The organism is Leptolyngbya boryana PCC 6306, assembly GCF_000353285.1.
GTDB classification, from domain to species: Bacteria; Cyanobacteriota; Cyanobacteriia; order Leptolyngbyales; family Leptolyngbyaceae; genus Leptolyngbya; species Leptolyngbya boryana.
On sequence record NZ_KB731324.1, the window covers coordinates 1 to 18,476 of the forward strand.

At 47.7% G+C, this 18,476-nt stretch carries 19 protein-coding genes and 1 pseudogene; 11 read left to right on the forward strand and 9 right to left on the reverse strand.

From position 1 onward, the window contains the following. Positions 1–355 precede the first annotated feature (355 nt). Positions 356–607 carry a hypothetical protein gene (locus LEPBO_RS0100010; protein WP_017285467.1) on the reverse strand — a complete coding sequence of 84 codons (252 nt, stop codon included), beginning with the start codon at positions 605–607 and terminating at the stop codon, positions 356–358. Between the two features lie 385 nt (positions 608–992). Continuing rightward, positions 993–1,106, reverse strand: a complete 114-nt coding sequence (locus LEPBO_RS45560; protein ID WP_449405502.1) for a WYL domain-containing protein — start codon at positions 1,104–1,106, stop codon at positions 993–995. A gap of 107 nt (positions 1,107–1,213) precedes the next feature. Between LEPBO_RS45560 and LEPBO_RS39650 the strand changes: the two genes are divergently transcribed. The 4 genes from LEPBO_RS39650 to LEPBO_RS39655 all read left to right on the forward strand — a co-directional run bounded on the left by LEPBO_RS39650 (position 1,214) and on the right by LEPBO_RS39655 (position 5,152). Beyond that, positions 1,214–2,707: an ATP-binding protein gene (locus tag LEPBO_RS39650; protein ID WP_017285468.1), complete on the forward strand. Its 1,494-nt coding sequence runs from the start codon at positions 1,214–1,216 to the stop codon at positions 2,705–2,707. Beyond that, positions 2,704–2,967: a hypothetical protein gene (locus LEPBO_RS0100020; protein WP_017285469.1), complete on the forward strand. Its 264-nt coding sequence runs from the start codon at positions 2,704–2,706 to the stop codon at positions 2,965–2,967. The genes LEPBO_RS39650 and LEPBO_RS0100020 overlap by 4 nt, the downstream gene beginning before the upstream one ends. Positions 2,968–3,209: 242 nt before the next feature. Then, positions 3,210–3,881: a response regulator gene (locus LEPBO_RS0100025; protein ID WP_036044284.1), complete on the forward strand. Its 672-nt coding sequence runs from the start codon at positions 3,210–3,212 to the stop codon at positions 3,879–3,881. 5 nt (positions 3,882–3,886) lie between these two features. Then, positions 3,887–5,152: a sensor histidine kinase gene (locus tag LEPBO_RS39655; protein WP_017285472.1), complete on the forward strand. Its 1,266-nt coding sequence runs from the start codon at positions 3,887–3,889 to the stop codon at positions 5,150–5,152. Here the strand turns inward: LEPBO_RS39655 and LEPBO_RS0100035 are convergent. The 4 genes from LEPBO_RS0100035 to LEPBO_RS0100050 are packed head-to-tail and all read right to left on the reverse strand — an operon-like array spanning position 5,086 to position 11,703. After that, positions 5,086–5,877, reverse strand: a complete 792-nt coding sequence (locus LEPBO_RS0100035; protein WP_026148298.1) for a tetratricopeptide repeat protein — start codon at positions 5,875–5,877, stop codon at positions 5,086–5,088. The genes LEPBO_RS39655 and LEPBO_RS0100035 overlap by 67 nt on opposite strands. Continuing rightward, the gene (locus LEPBO_RS0100040) at positions 5,856–6,293 is read right to left on the reverse strand and encodes a hypothetical protein (RefSeq protein WP_026148299.1); all 438 of its coding nucleotides are present in this window, start codon (positions 6,291–6,293) and stop codon (positions 5,856–5,858) included. Before LEPBO_RS0100040 ends, LEPBO_RS0100035 begins: the two co-directional genes overlap by 22 nt. Positions 6,294–6,299: 6 nt before the next feature. After that, the gene (locus LEPBO_RS39660; protein ID WP_172410479.1) at positions 6,300–7,487 is read right to left on the reverse strand and encodes a S8 family peptidase; all 1,188 of its coding nucleotides are present in this window, start codon (positions 7,485–7,487) and stop codon (positions 6,300–6,302) included. Positions 7,488–7,491: 4 nt separating this feature from the next. Then, complete coding sequence (locus tag LEPBO_RS0100050; protein ID WP_017285474.1) at positions 7,492–11,703, reverse strand: DUF7910 domain-containing protein; 4,212 nt, start codon at positions 11,701–11,703, stop codon at positions 7,492–7,494. A gap of 235 nt (positions 11,704–11,938) precedes the next feature. On the opposite strand from LEPBO_RS0100050, the gene LEPBO_RS35620 reads away from it, so the two are divergent. The 4 genes from LEPBO_RS35620 to LEPBO_RS45565 all read left to right on the forward strand — a co-directional run bounded on the left by LEPBO_RS35620 (position 11,939) and on the right by LEPBO_RS45565 (position 14,217). Next, a complete protein-coding gene (locus LEPBO_RS35620; RefSeq protein ID WP_017285475.1) occupies positions 11,939–12,553 on the forward strand; it encodes a CHRD domain-containing protein in 615 nt (204 codons plus the stop codon). A 22-nt stretch (positions 12,554–12,575) separates the two neighbouring features. Further along, positions 12,576–12,875: a hypothetical protein gene (locus LEPBO_RS42090; protein ID WP_017285476.1), complete on the forward strand. Its 300-nt coding sequence runs from the start codon at positions 12,576–12,578 to the stop codon at positions 12,873–12,875. A 459-nt stretch (positions 12,876–13,334) separates the two neighbouring features. Further along, a protein-coding gene (locus LEPBO_RS41510; protein ID WP_225885725.1) for an IS1 family transposase occupies positions 13,335–14,044 on the forward strand; the annotation gives its coding sequence in 2 pieces (ribosomal slippage) (positions 13,335–13,620 and positions 13,620–14,044; 711 coding nt in all). 29 nt (positions 14,045–14,073) lie between these two features. Next, positions 14,074–14,217 (forward strand): IS1/IS1595 family N-terminal zinc-binding domain-containing protein, encoded by a 144-nt coding sequence (locus LEPBO_RS45565; protein ID WP_455565127.1) that lies wholly within the window; start codon positions 14,074–14,076, stop codon positions 14,215–14,217. A gap of 132 nt (positions 14,218–14,349) precedes the next feature. On the opposite strand, the gene LEPBO_RS0100075 is transcribed toward LEPBO_RS45565, so the two are convergent. Next, positions 14,350–14,715, reverse strand: a complete 366-nt coding sequence (locus LEPBO_RS0100075; RefSeq protein ID WP_017285479.1) for a hypothetical protein — start codon at positions 14,713–14,715, stop codon at positions 14,350–14,352. A gap of 319 nt (positions 14,716–15,034) precedes the next feature. Between LEPBO_RS0100075 and LEPBO_RS0100080 the strand changes: the two genes are divergently transcribed. The 3 genes from LEPBO_RS0100080 to LEPBO_RS0100090 are packed head-to-tail and all read left to right on the forward strand — an operon-like array spanning position 15,035 to position 17,238. Next, entirely contained in the window at positions 15,035–15,595 is a 561-nt protein-coding gene (locus LEPBO_RS0100080) for a hypothetical protein (protein ID WP_026148301.1), read from the forward strand. Positions 15,596–15,640: 45 nt separating this feature from the next. Beyond that, positions 15,641–16,372, forward strand: coding sequence for a hypothetical protein (locus LEPBO_RS43225; protein WP_190711130.1), 732 nt, complete (start codon positions 15,641–15,643; stop codon positions 16,370–16,372). Positions 16,373–16,383: 11 nt separating this feature from the next. Next, positions 16,384–17,238 (forward strand): hypothetical protein, encoded by an 855-nt coding sequence (locus LEPBO_RS0100090; protein ID WP_144056114.1) that lies wholly within the window; start codon positions 16,384–16,386, stop codon positions 17,236–17,238. 8 nt (positions 17,239–17,246) lie between these two features. On the opposite strand, the gene LEPBO_RS0100095 is transcribed toward LEPBO_RS0100090, so the two are convergent. Together LEPBO_RS0100095 and LEPBO_RS35625 are read right to left on the reverse strand one after the other, a co-directional pair. After that, the gene (locus tag LEPBO_RS0100095) at positions 17,247–17,600 is read right to left on the reverse strand and encodes an endonuclease/exonuclease/phosphatase family protein (protein ID WP_017285483.1); all 354 of its coding nucleotides are present in this window, start codon (positions 17,598–17,600) and stop codon (positions 17,247–17,249) included. Positions 17,601–17,644: 44 nt separating this feature from the next. Then, a pseudogene (locus LEPBO_RS35625) lies at positions 17,645–18,435 on the reverse strand (IS5 family transposase). Positions 18,436–18,476 lie beyond the last annotated feature (41 nt).

Here is an 18,476-nt window from a genome sequence, read left to right on the forward strand (position 1 = left end):
CAGGGGTGCTGCGCCAGTCACGGATGCGTCCTCGATTCGGTTGATGGTCGCCTGCTTCGATGCGCTGTCCGGTTCGGGCAGAAAAGCCAGCCAGTTCTGCGGCTTCTACTTGCGTGAAGCCTTTTTCTCGTGCGGTCATATACACTTGGACTTGATATATTTTGACTTTTCCAGACACTCTTCGCGTCTCCATGTATCGATGGAACTCTCTCAGAGTGTCTTTTTCTTGCTCGGCACTTGACTCGTCGAGTCAAGCAGTACGCAATCGTCCGGAGAAAGGTTTAGCTCGCCAATACCCTGACGTTCGTTCGCCAGTTGTATTGTCACCTAACAAGCTTATGACCGGAGAGCTTTTTTACAGCCTCAATTGTCTTTTAAAACATCCTCTAAGCCCCGGAAACAACTGTTCAAAGATCTGTTGTCCCCGTAGCATCAGCGTGTGTGGAAAGCGAGAGTGGGGCACGCCCTTTCGTGGCATTGGCTGATCCGGGTAGACATCGCGCTCAACGATCGTAACGAGATCAAAATGGTTTGCCAGTATCCGAGCCATGAGCAGCCCTGTCAAACTACCGCCAATGACTAAAGCATGAGATTTGTGTTGCATCATGACCTCCTCTGAGGTGTCCAACCAACTTGCTCAGACTGAGTTGCTCATCATCTCTCATTCTAATTACATCGTCTGAAGCTTTTGTAGGTGCATTAAGCAGCGTTAAGTAGAGAAAAGTCGCGACTAAACTCAGACCAGGAACAATAGACCTGTTGGGGAATAGTGACAAAAATCGCTGCAATGCTGGTATGGTGAGGGTTTGAAGGATTTCACAATTAAATCGCCGAAATGCCTACTACGAAAGAGCTTTAAGGATTTTTGAGCTTATTAACCAACAACTCTAATGAAACTTTGTCAAGACAGCATTTCGCAAATGCAAAATCTGGTAAGAGCACACCACTTCCTCAACCGCTGCGACTAAATACCAGGTGCTTCCTTTGTCAACTCATTCTAGAGGATTGACGACTCGTTCAACTTGTTGACCATTCCCGTGCTCATAGCTCAAGTAGACTTGTTGTTCCTGCCAAATTGCAGTGTGCAGAACCAGAAAGGCGAATATCTCTTCTCGCCCAGCAGGTAATCATCACACAATATTTCTGCCAACTCAAGATGAAACGCCTGAGATCCGGGGCATTCTAGGGAGCGAAGTTCACCCCTCATTGCTGCATGTCGGCTCTATTTCCACAGCCCCAATCTACTCAAGCTTACATTGAATTTCTGGAGAAATCGATCGCTCAACTGCAAGCGGATCGTCAATCTTGGATTGCAACGGAGCGAAGTTTACAAGCTCAGGTTCAAGCGCTGATTCAACTGTCTCAAAGCGAAGCCCTTAACCAACGCGATTTTCAGGGAGCCTTAGAAGAACTGACCGAAGTGACAGCACGGGTGCTTCAGGTAGAGCGGGTAAGCGTCTGGCTCTTTGATCCAGACCGTACGAGCATCCGATGCTTGGACTTGTTTGAGCAGAGCCACGGGCAACACGTTCAAGGGATCGAATTACAGGTCACCGATTATCCCAATTATTTTGCTGCGGTTGAATCAGAACCCTTGATCGTGGCAGAAGATGCCCAAACCAACCCGAATACTTGTGAATTTAGGGAGGGGTATTTAATTCCTCTCAACATTCAGTCGATGTTGGATTCTGGATTTCAGTTAGATGGACAAGTTGGAGGAGTCATTTGTTGTGAACAGGTGGGGACGAAACGAGAGTGGAGTCAAGCGGATCAGAACTTTATTCGCTCTGCCGCGCATTTGATTTCTTTGATTGTGGAATCCCATCGTCGTCAACAGCAAACTCTAGAATTACAGCAAGTCCTTGAAGATCTAAAGCAAGCTCAACTGCAAGTCATTCAAAGCGAAAAAATGTCTGCATTGGGTAATTTGGTTGCAGGAATTGCTCACGAAATTAATAATCCAGTCAGCTATCTAAGCGGCAATATCCAACCTGCTGTGGACTATTCCCAGAGTTTATTTCAGCTGATTGACTTATATCAAGCAACATATCCGATGCCAGGTGCAGCGATTCTTGAGGAGATCGACGCGATCGATTTGGAATTTTTGCGAGAGGACTTCCCTAAGGTGATGCGATCGATGAGAGAAGGAGTCAACCGGATTCAAGCAATCAGTCGGAGTTTACGCCTCTTTTCGCGTGCCGACCAGGATCAAAAACAAGCCTTCAATGTTCATGATGGACTTGAGAGTACCCTTCTGATTCTGGAGCATCGACTGAAGGCAACTGAGTCTCGTCCTGCAATCATGGTAATCAAACAATATGGTAACCTGCCGCTAGTTCAATGCTTTCCAGGACAATTGAATCAGGTGTTTATGAACCTGCTGGCAAATGCGATCGATGCGTTAGAAGAATCCAATCAAGGGAAAGCGTTGTCAGACCTTCGAGCTTGCCCAAATCAAATTACGCTTCAAACCTGGGCATCTGATGAGTACGTATCCATCCAGATTTCAGATAATGGCACAGGAATGTCAGAAGCGGTTCAGAAACGCATCTTCGAGCATTTGTTTACGACGAAGGCTGTGGGCAAGGGCACAGGCTTTGGATTAGCGATCGCCCAACAAATCATGGTCGAGCAACATCAAGGTTGCATTCAAGTAAATTCGCGGTTAGGAGAAGGGACATCATTCTTGCTAGAACTGCCTTTATGAGCGCTCAAATTGCTGAAGATAGAGCTATCTTCAGGACGACAAAAGCTCTGGGAGCCGAAACGAGCGTCAAGGTAGAACATCCGGTTGAGGCACTGCAAAGTATGACTGGAGAAGCCGGAGTCGATCACGCAATTGATACGGTGAGAGTCGATGCGGTTGCACCACAAGTATGGCGGCTGGACAAGCCCAAACCCAGAGGCAACAATTCCAACAACAGATGCATGAGATTCCCCCAAATTAATCCGCAAAATGACAACTAGCATCTAGACAATGCTTCTTCTCAAGCTTTGGAATGGGCAGTACAGGCGTTAGCCAAAGCCAGAACTTTATCGATCATTGGGGTGTATCCACTGACACATAAATTCTTTACCAAGCGATGACCAGCGCAAACCGGGTTGGGTCAACGTTGAATTTGAGCGTGGATTTGATTGCCAGGTAAAATTTAGTACTGGTCAAATCTGCCAATTGAGAGTTGACTAACAGCCCTATCGTTCCGAACGCAATGATACCTGATTCCTCAACAAATTTGCTGTCGCTCAACATTCTGATCGTAGACGATCATCGACTTCTCCTGAATGGGACAATCGAACTCGTTCGCGATCGCTTCCCGGATGCTCAGATTCTTTCAGCCCAAACGGTTCAAGACGCATTTGTCCAAGCCAAAGCGCAGGCACTCGATTTAGTGATTGTAGATCTATCCTTGCCAGAAACTACTGAAACAACGGCTCACGTAGAGCATGGATTGGGATTGCTAAAACACCTGATGCAAACCTATCCAACCCTAAACTTAATGGTGCAAAGTAGTAATGTAAAAGCCTTGATCCGCCTCATGCCAGACATGGATGCTCATCAAGGCGGATTGACGATTGCAGACAAAAGCCTCAGCATCGATGCCACGCTAATGCGGATGGAGTGGGCAATGCAGGGTTTGACGCATACAAAAGATTTACAAACGGATCTAGAAGTCAAACCAGAGTGGTTAGAAGTGCTGCGACTAGCGTTTGAAGAAGGATTGCAGGACAAAGCAATCGCGCAGACCATGCACAAATCAGAACGGATGATCCGTCACTATTGGTCGAAAATTCAAGACGCGTTAGCGATCTATCCAGAAGAAGGTAAAAATGTACGAGCGCTCACGCAAATTCGTGCGCGTGAAACTGGGTTACTGGATTAAGTGCTATGTCTATCCTGCTCGATTCCCAAAATGCTCTGAAACGACGAGTCATGCTAGCAGTTTTAAGCTTGAATATGTTCGGCGCAATCATTGCTACGATCCTGCATCGTCTAGAACCGCACCCCTCGCCGCTCAATTTAATTGCACCTCCGTTGCTCGTGATATGCTCGCTGGCGCTGCTGATTCGTCTCTACATAGTGCCGCAGAGCTTGCAGCAGGTGATGCACGTTGGCTTTTTTTTAGCCGTGCTCTTGATGATCATCCCCAGTTGGTTTTTTACGCTGCAAGCGTTCCTTTCGCCGGAGATGCCTTTAGTGGGCAGTTTGCCGCCGTTAATTTCTGGGTTGTTCCTGATTCTGATGTTGATGATGATTATGCTGCGTCCTCGCCGTTTAATTGGGGTGGCGATCCTAACTTGGGGTGCGATCGCACTGCCGATTCTGACGTACTTTATCTTTCATCCAGTTGAATTGACGACGTTGCGGGGACTGGATTTAGCGATCGCACTCGGACCTGCGATGGGCGTTCAAATTGTGCTGATTTTGTTTTTTAATCGGTTGCAGGATTTAGTCGATCGTTTGTATCGGGAACGGCTTCAGTATTACGAACAGATTATTGAACGACAAAGCATTCGGCAACGCGCAATGGAACATGCAGTGACGCAAATTCATAATGGTCCGCTGCAAACCTTGGCATTGTTAATGCGGGATGTACAAAAAGGGCGATCGACGGATTTGCTTCAGCGATTAGATGCGTTGAATGCTGAAATTCGTGCGGTTGGGCATAGTCTCACCGACCCATCTGAGGTTGAGACAACGGAACACATACTACGTCTTGGAGAAGGGACTCAGATTGACCTGAATCATCCACTCCATCACCTTTTTCATGAAGTGTATGCGGTTACGCTAAAGCGCCAACTGCCCCACTTCAAAACCATTCAAGTGAAGGTGCGGAATTTTGCGCCGTTGGAGTCATCCATACTGACGCTAGACCTCAAACGAGACTTGTGTTTATGGTTGGAGGAAGCCTTGTGCAATGTTGGAAAACATGCTCAGGGAGTGACTCGGCTTACTGTGACTGGACAACAGTGTGAAGATCATTATGTCCTGCAAGTACAAGACAACGGTGTCGGGTTAGATCCAGCATTGAACCCTCCAGAAGCAAAGTCCTGTACTTTACTAGCACAACGGTTAGCAGGAACGTTTCAACGCACAACGTTACCTAAGGGCGGCGTTCTCTGCAAGCTCTCTTGGGCTTGCCGTCCAAGCTGAATCCAGCGATCGTGTTCCGGCAAGCGCGAATCTGCCGTCGCAAGGCAACGTTGCCATTCTAGTTTGGCATCGGATAGATGCTTTTGATTAGACAAGACTTGAGCCATTAAACAGTGGGCATCTGCTGCTTCGGCGTTAATTGCGATCGCGCTTTGCAATTCAGTTTTAGCCTCAGTTAGCCAATTCTGCTGAAACCTTGCCCAGCCTAAGTTTTTGTGTAAGGCATACTTCACATCAGCATCTTGAACTTGATCGATCGAATTGACCAAGAGTGAAACTGCCTTGTCGGGTTGATTTTTGATGAGATAGAGTCGTGCAAGTTGATTGACCGCAGGTTCAGATCCACTCCGAACAGCAATTTGATAAGCGGCTTGTGCTTCCTCGGAATTTTGGAGTGCCTCATGCAGTGTGCCTAAATAGTAATGAACTTGTGAGTGAGTTGGATCAAGTTTCAAGGCACGTTGATAGTAAGTCTGCGCGAGGACTAGATGTTTCTCTTGCTGAGCTTTGATAGCTTGTTTGAGATAGCCCGCTGCAATATTAGGGAGCAACGATCGTGTTCCAAATAATCCAAGCAATAGCGCTAGGGCCAGGAGGAATTTGACTTCCTGAAGATGATAAGTCGGAATGTGAAAGCGACGAAGTGTGTTTTCAATTCCCGCCTCTCCCGATTTTGTAAACGTTCCACTGGCAGTTAGAAGCGCTAGTAAACTTTGACTGACCACATCAACGCGCCAAAGGTATCAATACCACCGGAGAGGAAACGCCCACTCAGATCGAGAAGTAATGCTCCAGAGGTTGCCATCATCGGTACACAGAGCGCACTCCACAACCAGTCGTAGCGATCGCGCCAATCTCCTGCTGGCTCAAACCACCACCACCAAGCATCCTCAGTCGGCTTTACAGTAGTTCGGCAGTTCGGTAAGTTAAGAAATTGAGCAATTCGGGTTCCTTGTTGTTGTAATCGCTGATCGAGATGAAGGAGTTTCTGAAGATTAGCCGCATCATAGTCCTTCCGTAAGCACTCGATGCGATCGCGGACAAGCAACAAATCGAAAAGCTGCTCCTCCAGAACTGGATCGACCGCCGTTTCTAAATCGATCAACTTCATTGCATACTGTTCCAAGAGCGCTAAAGACACACTGATTTACCCTAAATAGAATGGATCGATAGTCGTTGAACTGAGAAAATAAACCTCCGGTTCGTCCAACAGTGCATAAAGCACGTCTGGCGTTGCCATGAGCGCGATCGCGTTGGCGCTTGGAATCCACTTCAATTGAATCGGTGGACGATGAAGTCGCTGGAGGATCGGTTCACGATTGCCTGAAACAAGGGCGATCGCAGCAATCAAGTCCTCTAAATTTGCAGCATCAAGCTGTCGCAGCAATCTTGGATCAACTCGATGAGGGATCTCTGAAATGGGGAATGGAGCGAGATCGCATTCCTTACCATTCAACAAATACTCCACGGCTGCGATCGGATTGATTAATCCATGACCGACTCGCTGCGGGGGCAGGTGAGGCAGGGGCGTACAGCTTTTGAGCAAGGCTTGTTCTACCTCCTCAACTGTTGCCGTCGGTTTAGCTTGGAAGAGTAACGCTGCAACTCCAGCCACGATCGCTGCCGCCATCGACGTTCCAGTTTGGCTCGCAAAATTGCCATCCGGTTGAGCAGATAGCAAATGAACGCCGGGTGCAACGATCGCAACCCCACTTCCTGAAAAGCCTGGAACTTGGTCTTGATCATTGATCGCGCCGACCGCAAGCACCCCTGGATAATTGGCGGGAGAACAAGCAATTCGTCGGCCCTGATTGCCAATCGGACAAACCGTAAGCACCCCTTGCTGACGTAATCGAGCTAAAACAATCTCAAACAAGGGATTATAGCCCGGTACGCCCAACGACAGACAGAGCACTCGGATTTGCTGATCCAAAAGCCAATCCAGTCCTGCTAGCACTCTAACCAGGGGATGTCCGCCTTCAATCACCATGCCAGAGCAGAGTTTTGCTTGGGGAGCAATGCCGCTCACGTTTCCGTGTGCCGAAGGCATCGCTTCCCCACAGAGCAATCCAGCGGTATGGGTTCCATGATTGCCAGAATCCCAAGGTTGAGCATTTGGAACTCGATCGCCCCACGGATCAAATTGGGCAAAGGTGGCAATGCGATCGCATAGCATTGGATGCTTCGAGTCCACTCCTGTATCCAAATGCCCAATTCGCACTCCAGCCCCAGTCAATCCCCGTTGCCAACAGGTTTCGATCTGAAGTCGGTCTAATGCCCAGTTGAGTTGGGACGATCCTTCGGAGCTTCGCAAAGCGAATCGCGTTTCACTCATCCACTTACCCATCCGCTAAATCTACAATTCCTACTACCAGGGCATACCCATAGCAAACCCCATCTAAAGCCGCCAAGACGAGAGGCAATTGGGGAGCTTTGTCTGACAGAATGGGGAGACGCAGAAATGATAGGGTTTGCGGAATCGTCGTCGTCACGTTCGCTGCGTCTTTGGCAGGTGATGCCTGTGAGCGCTCAACATACACACTCGATAGTGCCATATCGATCGCACCCAAGATTGAACTCAGAACCATCGTTCCTGCATTCATCCGCCTCAAGCGTTCAAATGGAATGGGCTGAGTTTTATCTTTGTGCGTCATCTTCAAGTATTTATGAATGCAGACCAAGCTGAAGAGTTCTAGACACAACATTGAACCTCGGAAAATATAGAGATAGATTGACCATCGGTCTGCATCAGAAAGCTCTCCCTCTTTTTTATTCAGGGTATCAGCAATGAAGATAGAGGCGACCACGCTAGTAAGACTCAGAACAACCGTGAATTTCTCAAGGAGCGTCATGAATTTAGGAGTCACTTGTCCTTCTTTCCGCTCAGGTTGCGAGTCCAAAATTACATCACAGAGACCTCTGACTGAATCGACAATCAAGGCAGTGAGGCTCCAGTTGGCGCTCTCATCTAGTGCGAGTGCGAGTTTGGGTTCATTGTGAAAGGGGGTACGACCCCAGATCAATTTGGAGGTGACAGTGACCGGAATCGCTAAGAGCAAGGTCGCGAGATTTAACATCGTTAGGGGTTGACCTCCGCTAATCTGGCGGAACAATGCTTTCACAAAGGGGATGTTGACTTCGACCTGCATGAATTGCAGCAACTGCGACAGGATGCTAGGAATCACCACGATCAGATCATTGAGCAGGCTCTGCAACAGATCCAGGAAATCATCCATCACCTGGCTGACCAAAGCAAACAAAGCACTCAAGAGTTTGTGCGGTTGACTAGGATTAGCAATGAGTTTTGCAATCGCATCTCCCAAGCTCTCGACTCCCGCCAAAAAAGTCGTTTGGATCTGCTCAAATTCTTGAAAGAACGAGTTGCCGACTTGTGCGATCGCGGGATCGGTTTTAGCATCACTGGGAAAATCTGTGCCCGCAGCACCCCCATCGGTAATTGACGTTAATTTAGCAAACAACCACTCTAAGGCTTCGGGTTGTTTATTGTCACCCTTGATCGAAGTGCTGCTCTGAGCGGATTTTCGACGTTGTTGCTCCATATCACCCTTGAGCGTTTTACGTTGATTTCCCACTAGGTCTCGGAGCGGGTCTGCGATCATCTGAGTTAACCGATCTGAACGCAATGTTACCTCGATCGCTTCTGCTAAGTAACGCTGTGTTTCTAAGATGTCATTCCAGGCAAACAAGAAGCGCAGGTACTCAATAAACTTTTCGAGAGCAACGCCAATCCGTTGAATTAGCCCTTCCGCAAAAGCTCCCACCTTTTCCGCAGTATCGATCACCCAAGTTGTGACTTGACCCGCAGTTTCAGTAATCACATGAATCACATCGTTTGCCACATCCGTTACGGTATCAGCCACATCCTTCGCCACACCCACAACGACAGAACTTGCGGTTGACACTGCTGATGACAATGCATTACCAACGCTGCTAAAAATTCCCTGCGCTAGTGTTCCACCTTGAGCAGTAGCGGTGGTCAGCAGGTTTTCAAAATCAGCCTGACTCAAGGTTGTTGTCGCGGGTAGAGTAGTGTTAGAACGGTTCGTGCCAATTCCGCCCGATCGCATCAAGTTGAGCTTCCAAGGGTTGAGAATCTTTTTAGGATTGACGGTGCGATCGACGGCATACTTATCGCTGGAATTGGAAACATATTCCACGGTCGCAAGGGTGTTTTGGATCGAAGTTTGGACGGCTGCAATCTGAGATTGATTGAATTTGCTGCGATCGACGAGAAGATTTCCAGCGTTATCTTTTGCCTCCCAGAGTCCATTGGCAGGAATTTCTGCTAGTTTACCGTGGGCATATTTATCTGGGAAAATCACAATCCGTTCAAAAGATTGCATCGTGTTGGTACGAATTTTCAAACCGGGGGTGTTGATGCCTTCGGCTTTGCTGGTGATCATCAATCGCTGCATCTGATTGGGAGACAAGCGCACCGATCGCTCTTCATTCACAACATAGACCTGATCCTCCACCATAATGCTCGTGGTATCGGTTGCCCAGACATCGACACTTGTGACCTCGATCGGAAATTGCAAAATGGTGCGATAGGACGAGAACTCTTGCAGGGTCTGATCACTGTTGAGTTTGTAATCTTGACTGAGGCAACAGGTGAAATCAATCCCAACTTGAGTAGGGGGGAGATTGCGCCAAATCCGCAGTGATGACATTGCATCATTGCCAATTTGCGATCCTAAAAGTGAGGGTGTGTCTTCCACCACATCTTCTGCTAAGTTCGCTTGTAGGACAGAAATTTTGTCAGTCAGATCTCCCAAAGACAAAATTCCCTGGGAATTTTGTGCCGTTGTGAGCCAATCTTCAACACTGTTGGCTGTTGTCGTTGATAATCCGTAGCGTGTGTCTTTATAAATGGTTGCACCTGTTTGATTGCCAAGGATGATCGAAGACACTTGATCATTTAAGCCATTGATATCTGTAAATCGAGCGACATCACTTTGGAAAATCCAGGCTTTGCCCCAGTAGCTGACGTTTTCGTAGAGCGCCACTTCTCCGGGTAGAACTTCCCCAACCTGGCTTTCGTTCTCAGCAAATTTAATCGCACGAGTGAAGATAGCACGATTTTTCGCTTGATTGGTCACTCCAAAAGCACCTGACCATAGCATTTCAAAGGTTTCCGAAGGTCCGATCGCGCTGCGGTTTGCAAAGACCTGATTTTTTCCACTCCATTGCACACTAACATAGTGGCCCGTTGACGCTTTGATTGCAACTTGGTTGTCGATCAGTTGAACTAACTCGAAAGTTTCCCAAGGTCCGATCTGCGATCGATTTGCTACAACTTCTTTCCCTCCACCGCCTTCGGCACAGAAATATTGACCATTGGGGTGTTTGAATGCCACCTTATTGCCATCAAGCCGAATCATTTGGAAGAACACCACACTTTCGGCTGCCGGATTGACAAAGAGTTTTTCGCCTTCGACATAGACAGATTGACCATTCAAGGCACGAAGACTGATGACTAGATTGCCGGATAATTTGATGGATTGAAAGCTAATCCAGCGATTGCTACCCACTTTTAGCGAAAACTTGCGACGGTTGGGGAGATCTTCTTCCACTAAGGTCAATGGTTGCCCCTGGCTAGCCGCCAAATCACTGGCAAAAGCCTCGCGTTCGCCCATAATCTTCACTTGCTGCTGATCGTTCGCTGCAGGTGCAAGGGGCTGAATCGCAAAGAGTTCGGTTGTCCCTGGATTCGGTAGGGTGGTGATCACGCCGCTCTGCGCTTGACTGAGATATTGTCCATTGGGAGCCTTGATTGCCCATTTCCCGGTGTAAGGCTTGCCTGTCGTAGACCACACTTTCAGGGATCTCGGCACACTAGTGAGACGAGTCGATTTCAAATCCGCGATCGCGCCTAAAACAGGCTGTGACGTTCCCTGAAAGTTACCCTCACTAAAGAGTGTAACGCCAGTCTCTGGACCCACTCGCAACTGAGTAAACGCGGATGTGACAGATAGAGGAGCAAGGCTAGCAATATCGCTAGTCAGCAGTCGAACTTCGCCTCTAGCCGTCCGGAGTTCAACTTCTCCCGATCGCAGGGGGATACCCGGTTCAGGAACTCGCAGGACTCGCCAAGACATAGGCTGACTGGCAAGCATTATAGAAGGCATGGGTTCGAGTTCAGCTGATGAATTGCTTACGCTTAGCCAGAATTTCCGGCTCGTATTGCTACTCCCAATTGCCTCAAAGGTAAAGCTGCCATCGGTGCCTTGCCGAACTCGCCAATGGGTTCCGCTAGTTGAGGTACCTTGAGTTGAGGCAAGCCTGATTGTAGCGGTGTCAAATTGTGCATCTAGCCAAAATTCCTGACCGTTACCTGATGCTCCCAAGTTCTCGAATTGATAAACCTCTACATCTACTTGATGCACTTTCCAGTAACACGTCTTAGAGTCACTGGTAGTGGGAACGAATCCCAAGAGACGTTTGTCGAGACGACCATTGAGCCATACGAATCCAATATTAGACTCCGTACGCTTGAGAACAATCGTGCTGCCATCCACTAATCCGGTCATATTTTGATGCTCCTGAAGCGTTAGGGTTTCATTTCTGGCTTGAACTTTTGTAGATTTCAGCGTTCATTGCTTGCTGTTCACCGTTTTAGTTTTTGAGCTTCATTCTGTCATTGCCGAAAAGTGCAATACTGAATGGTCAAAACCGGAAGTCCTGATTGTCCGAAACTGCTAATGATCTCATCGCAATTTTGCTTTCATATTGGAACCACTATGCAATTTACTGAGGTGACAGTGCATGAAATTTTTGATGGGTGTTGTGATCAGCGCGATCGTGATTCTCAGTGGTTGGTTTGTCCCCGCGATCGCTGCCAATGTCCCGAAGGGCGATCAGTCTTTCACTGAGTACGAAGCCTACTTACATCCCGCTCAAGAAGCTGATCCCGAACTCAATGTCCAATCCTACGCTTATGGAAAGTTGCGGTTCCCTAGTAATCTCAGTGCTGGGAAGTTTGACTTCCAAGTCACAGGTGTTGATGCCGAAAATGTCACCGCATTCCATATTCATTGCGGCACGCCAGGCGTTTTGGGACCGATTATCGTAGACTTTTCTCAGTTTGGGGATTTGAAACAAACGCTGAAATCAGGACAATTATCCGGCACGATCGCCAATAAGGGGCTAACCTTTGTCAAACAACTACCCATTCCACCCAAACCGGGTTCTGGAAAACTTACCTTGCCGCTTCCAGAAGGATGCCCCAGCGACATTAATTTTCCAGTCCAGCAAGTTCAGACTATTGCAGGGTTAGAAGCTCTAGCTCGAAAAGGCGCGCTCTACTTCAATCTGCACACCAAAGGACACGAATTCTACGGCGAACTACGGGGCCAAATCTATCCGGCTAAAACACGCTAGTCACTTAGATTACAGGGGATTCATGGTGCCTTCCTTTCTGGCGATCGTCCTATTGGGCGGTGTAGTGTACTGGATCGCTCACTATCGACAATTGATCGAGCGATCACACCGTTTAGAGCAACAAATCCAGACCCATCAACAACAGATAGAACAAACCTGGATAGAAATTCACAATGGTCCCCTGCAAGTGCTGGCATTTCTGATGCGAGAGGTGCAGACTCATAACTTGGCGCAACAAGAGTTACTCCAGCACTTGCATACGGTTTATCGCGAGATTCAATCCGGTGTGCAAAGGCTCCAAGATCCTTCCTCTAGTCGGTAGTAGGGATTGGACTTCCAGAAGATGATGTGCTCTGTGATCGCATCCACTAATCCTGATTGATCGCGCTCTGCAACAGAGTACAAATTCAACCAAACAATCGCGGTATTTGATGATCAATTTGAACCATAACTCCTCAATTTTTGTCGGTTTGCTGGTTCTGACCTCACTTTAAACACCAACCGATAAACTAATAACGACTGTTAACACGACTACACACAGAGGCTAATGGTTTGCTTGAGCGGTAACCAATCGTTTTTCGATGAATTAGGGATTGTTAGTCGGCTCCAAGCAGATCCTTCCACTACGGTAACTACGCAAAACTGCCGTTTACTCCTAAATTTTATCCTGTTAACCATCCCGCAGACTCACTCACCAAAAACAGAACAACGCGGGAAGGTAGTCCTAAACAGGTAAGGATAAAATGAAAGCTGATGTTTAGGTTTTCCTGGTGTCGCAGTCATGCTTTCTTGTCCAAGTTGCGAGTCAAAACACACGGTCAAAAATGGCAGAATCCATAACGGCAAACAGAACTATCGCTGTCGGGACTGTGGACGACAGTTCGTGCAAGACCCGCAGAACAAACTGATTGACCAGGCGACCAAAGACTTGATTGATAAGCTGATCTTGGAACGCCTGTCGTTAGCAGGAATTGCGAGAGTCACCGGGGTGTCTGAGTTATGGCTGCAACGCTACGTGAACGCTAAATATGTGACTGTGCCGCGACGAGTGAGCGTGAGCGCTAAAAAAAGGGGCGATTAACGATCCAGTGCGACGAGTTGTGGTCGTTCGTTTCCCACCGAGGGAACAAGCAGTGGGTTTGGCTGGCGATAGATGCAAAGACACGGGAAATTGTGGGGGTGCATATCGGAAACCGTTCAGAAGCGGGAGCTAAAGCCTTGTGGCAATCTTTGCCGCCAGTCTACCGGCAATGTGCCATCTGCTATACCGACTTCTGGGCAGCTTATGCAGCAGTTTTCCCCAGTAAACGGCATCGGGCGGTTGGCAAGGAGAGTGGTTTGACTAACCGGATTGAACGATTCAACTGCACCCTGCGCCAAAGAATCTCTCGACTGGTGCGAAAAACCTTGTCTTTCTCCAAGAAGGTGGACAATCACATTGGAACGATCTGGTACTTCATTCATCACTACAATGCATCCTTACCTGTTTAGGACTACCCATAGCCAATTGAAAAAAGAGAGTGACACCCATTTGCTACCCAGATTGTCATCGCAGAGACATTGTTAAACATGGTCGCACTGCTGCTGGAAAACAACACTATTGTTGTCGAAATGCTGCTTTTAAGCAACAGTCGTTCATCTTGTATTTTCGCTATCAAGGATGATTGAAGGAAGTCAAGCAACAAATCAGCGACAATTGGACTCAAGCATCAGGGTGATAGATTGAGTCCAATCTTTAGCTAGCGATCGAGCGTCGCCTGTCCAGATTGAGAGTTCGCTTCAGTTCACAAAGTCACTTACTGTCTTTTATCAGTGAACTGACGCACAGGTTCTTCTAATCTAACAGGTTCGATTGGCTCTTCTACTTTGACCTCGCCACCGAATGAGTCCCTGACTCGGCTAGGATAGCCGATTGAACCAGGTGTAACTCCGTCTGGATGATACCATTCCGTGATGAAGCAGTTGGTTTGGCAAGTCCAGCGACCATAGGGACTCTCTACCCGGTTAGAGTTACTCCCTTGACCCTGACCATATCCACCCGTTGTGTGAGTACTTGGATACTCGCGAAGACCAACGCCTCTGTCATACTCAGCAGAGATCGCGGGTGCTACTGAAGTCAACCCACCCGCCAAAAGAATAAAGATCGGCAAAAACTTACGCATTCAATGTTTCCTTAATTCAAATTGGGACAATAATGAACTTAGCGAATTAGACTAGCAATCATCGGAGCAAGCGATTGAGTCTAATCTTTGGCTTGTTCGCAATTGAGTGTGTCAATCGCTTGTTTGGATGTAGAGTTCGCCGTTCGCGAGGTTATGCAATTTCCTTCGTGATTTTTACTTCAATGATTCGACATAGGTGAGCGGAATTGACTGGAGATTTGGTTGACAATAGTAGAAACAGACACAAATTTCGGGAGTGCATAACCTGATTGAGAGTAAACCATATCTCTATACAACACATGCATAGGATGCTTTCCAGATGCAACTCAAATTTATGCGTCAGCTTGGGTTTCTTTTACTGTTCAGCAGTCTTACGATCGTAGGCGGCAACGCTAAGATTCCTGCAAAAGCTATACCTTCTAGCTCAATGCTGTCCCCTATCAAGCCAGAAACTAAGTTGGTTCAAGCAGAAACTTCACCCTACATTGGGCTCATCTATTCTGAGGTTCCTGAAGGGTTAATCTCTGGAGGTGGTGCAGTTATTGACCAATGGCATCGGATTCACGTCGTTGAACAACCTGGTCAAGCAATGTATCTATGGCTCGGTGAATTGCTGAGGTATGATCAAGTCGGTCAGCCCGTGACTCAAGTTCTCGATGTCTTAGAGTTACCTCCTTTCTCCAAGTCACAAAGGATTGCTTTTCGATTTTGTCGGCTAAATGGCAAGGTCGATCGCGCAATTGCAGCGATCGTGGAAATGACGGAGAGTGAATACTACACTCAGATCAGTCATGCATGGCGCGTGAATACTCAAACTGGCAAAATTGAAGCGATGAGTACTCACGGAGTTGATTGTAAAAATCAAGGCTGGAAAGGCTAACATTACGCAGCGAAACCTCTAAACTCATCAAACTCTACAAATCTTATGCGACTGAAACTTACTTTGCTATGTGGTGTAATACTGACTGCGTTAATCTCTGGCGAGTCAGTACAGGCTGAAGGAGGATGCCCTCTGGGATCCTACCCAGTCGGGGGGCAGAGTGCAGGTTGGTCAGGATGCGCTCCGATTCCAGGACATCCTGCTAACGAAAGCCCTCGCCCTTCTGAACCCACTCGCCCTTCTGAACCCACTAGACAGACACCACTTCCCCCAGACCCGGCGATGATACGTTTGCTAGATGCGGGGGTTAAACAAGCAGAATTTGAAGCAAAATATGGAAGAATTCTGTTTCACGATCCCAAAGTCGGAGTATGGTTGATGACTTCCGCAGGAGATGGGACTGGAAAGAATTGTGCCGTTTCATTTGCTGAAAGTCCCAAAGCATCAAATATCGTTTCGTTTTTTGGCCCGCATCAAAAGATGGCAGGTGCAATCCTATTTCAAGGGACTAGCTTGCCTGCTACTCGTGAAGCCAAGGAGATTCAACCTGCTTTAACATTCAAGGGAGCCAAACCTGTTCCTATCAATGCAGCACTGATCCCCTACGGCAAAAACTCTGGAATTCTAGTCTTAGCTGACATGGCGGGGATGATGCGTCATGCAAATGCAGAGAATGAAGTCACACTGCACCTCGATGGCAAAGAGGTGTTTCGTGCCAGTATGACCGGATTTCTGAAGGCACGGAGCGCCATGCTTGAATGTATGCGGGCTAACTGATAAGATTACTAATGAGGCTTCGTTCTATAGCATCTCTACTTGTTGTAGCAGTCATCAGTCCTCGCCCATCTCTTGCCTCGAATCTACTTCAAGATGGGTACTACTGGACAGGGACTTCTGGAGAAATGATCGAAATTCAAAACGATCGCATTATTGTCAGCGATCGCCCTGATGGATCGCTGACCCCTTCAGAGCCGCAACCTATCAACGAAGGTATTTTCTTCTATGACGATCGTTACTGGTGTCGATCGGACATTGATCCTTACAATGCACAACTCGAAGACTATGAAACCGTAGAATGTACTGCAAAAGGTTGGGTATCAGTCAAAGCAAAGCAACCTAAACATTGCGAACCCAGTGCCTATCAAGAATTCTTCGTGAACTTTGTGCGAGGATATGACGACCAAAAGAATGAGATACGTAATACTTACACTGGGTCAGAGGTCAAAATTGCGAACTATGCTCAGCCCGATCGAGTGTTCTTTTCAATTAACAAGAAGTTGTATCAAGCATTCCGTTTAGGATTGAATCAAGGTTGGATCTATGTTGATCGCATGAATCGAAGCTTTATCGACCAAGAGCAGACTCTCAACAATCAACCGAATCGCATGAGACTAAGGCTCGATGTCTCTTTTCCCGATAAATCTTTCGTCACGCGACTCAAAGCACGTGAATTTGTACGGCTTGCATTTCGGGAAATCAGCGATCGTAAGTTTCGGGTTGACTATTATGCAGCAACCTATCGCAATGTAGAAGGTGCTGCTTGGGTTGAAGCCGATGAACAGTCAGCAGCAGGTGCTTATGTTTTTGAGCATCACAATGGATGCTGGCACTTGACACAAGACTTGCGAATTTTAGGGCGATAACTCGCTCTTCACTGATTGCGTAATTCTACAAGAAGTGGAAGATGGTCTGAACCAATCGCTGATCCAATCGATCGCTGAACTGTGAGCAATGATCGATCATGAAAACAGTGGTCGAGCGCAATCTTCATCAATGGCGGAAATTCAGCCGACCAAGTGGGTTGAAATCCAAACCCTCGTTGTGAATTCACCAGTTGACTGTCTTTCTCCAATCGTCGCAGTCGAACCGACCAAGCAGTGCTATTAAAGTCTCCAATGACAACGACGCGCTTCTGTTGATGTAGCTGAGCTTGACTCCAAGTAGAGACTGAATCAAACTCAATCTCTTGATAGGCAGAGGTTTTCGGACTGCGAGGACGAATCACATGATAGCTTAGAGGGTGTTTTAAAAGTCGGAGTCGGTCAAATTTTATGCCAATCTCCTAACCATGATCCGAATCATTGCTAAGTAAATCCAAGTCTCTGAAGTTTCTGGAAGTAACTCATAATCCCGAACTAAGCGACGACAGTGCATCAGCCAGCCCAGAGTTCGTTCCACCACCCATCGCTTTTTGAGCAGGACAAAGCCTTTGGTTTGTTCCGGGCGTAAGACCACTTGGACAATCCAACGACAGATGGTGACCACCCAGTGCATAAAGGGAAAGCCATCGAAGCCGCCATCCACCCAAATCGTGTGTAGACGAGACACGGCTTTCCCGCGTTGTCGCACCCGCTGGAGGACAGTTTTGCCGCCAGCGCGTTCTGGGGTGCTGGCAGCAGTGACAAAGACCCGTAAGATCAATCCCAGCGTATCGACCGTGATGAATCGCTTGCGCCCTTTGATCACCTTACCTGCATCAAATTCGATTGCTGCATGCACTCCTGCCGCACTTTTCACGCTTTGGCTATCGACAATTGCTTCAGATGGGCTCGGAGAGCGCCCGACTTCGATGCGGATGCAGCGATAGAGACGGTCGTGAATGCTCAACCAGGTTCCATCCTTACGCCAATTACGAAAGTAAGTGTAGACCGTTTGCCAAGCTGGAAAATCTCCAGGTAACGCTCGCCACCGCACCCCTTCGACTAAAACATAAAAATTGCATTGAGAATGTCCCATAAGTCTACTTCTCGCGGTCGTCCGCCAGGTTTTGCATCAGGTAGCAGGTCGCTCAACAATTCATATTGGGCAGGAGTGAGGTTACTGGGATACGATTTACTCATGTAGCTCTCTCGGTGCTGTGCTTTTACGTATTTACAGCTTA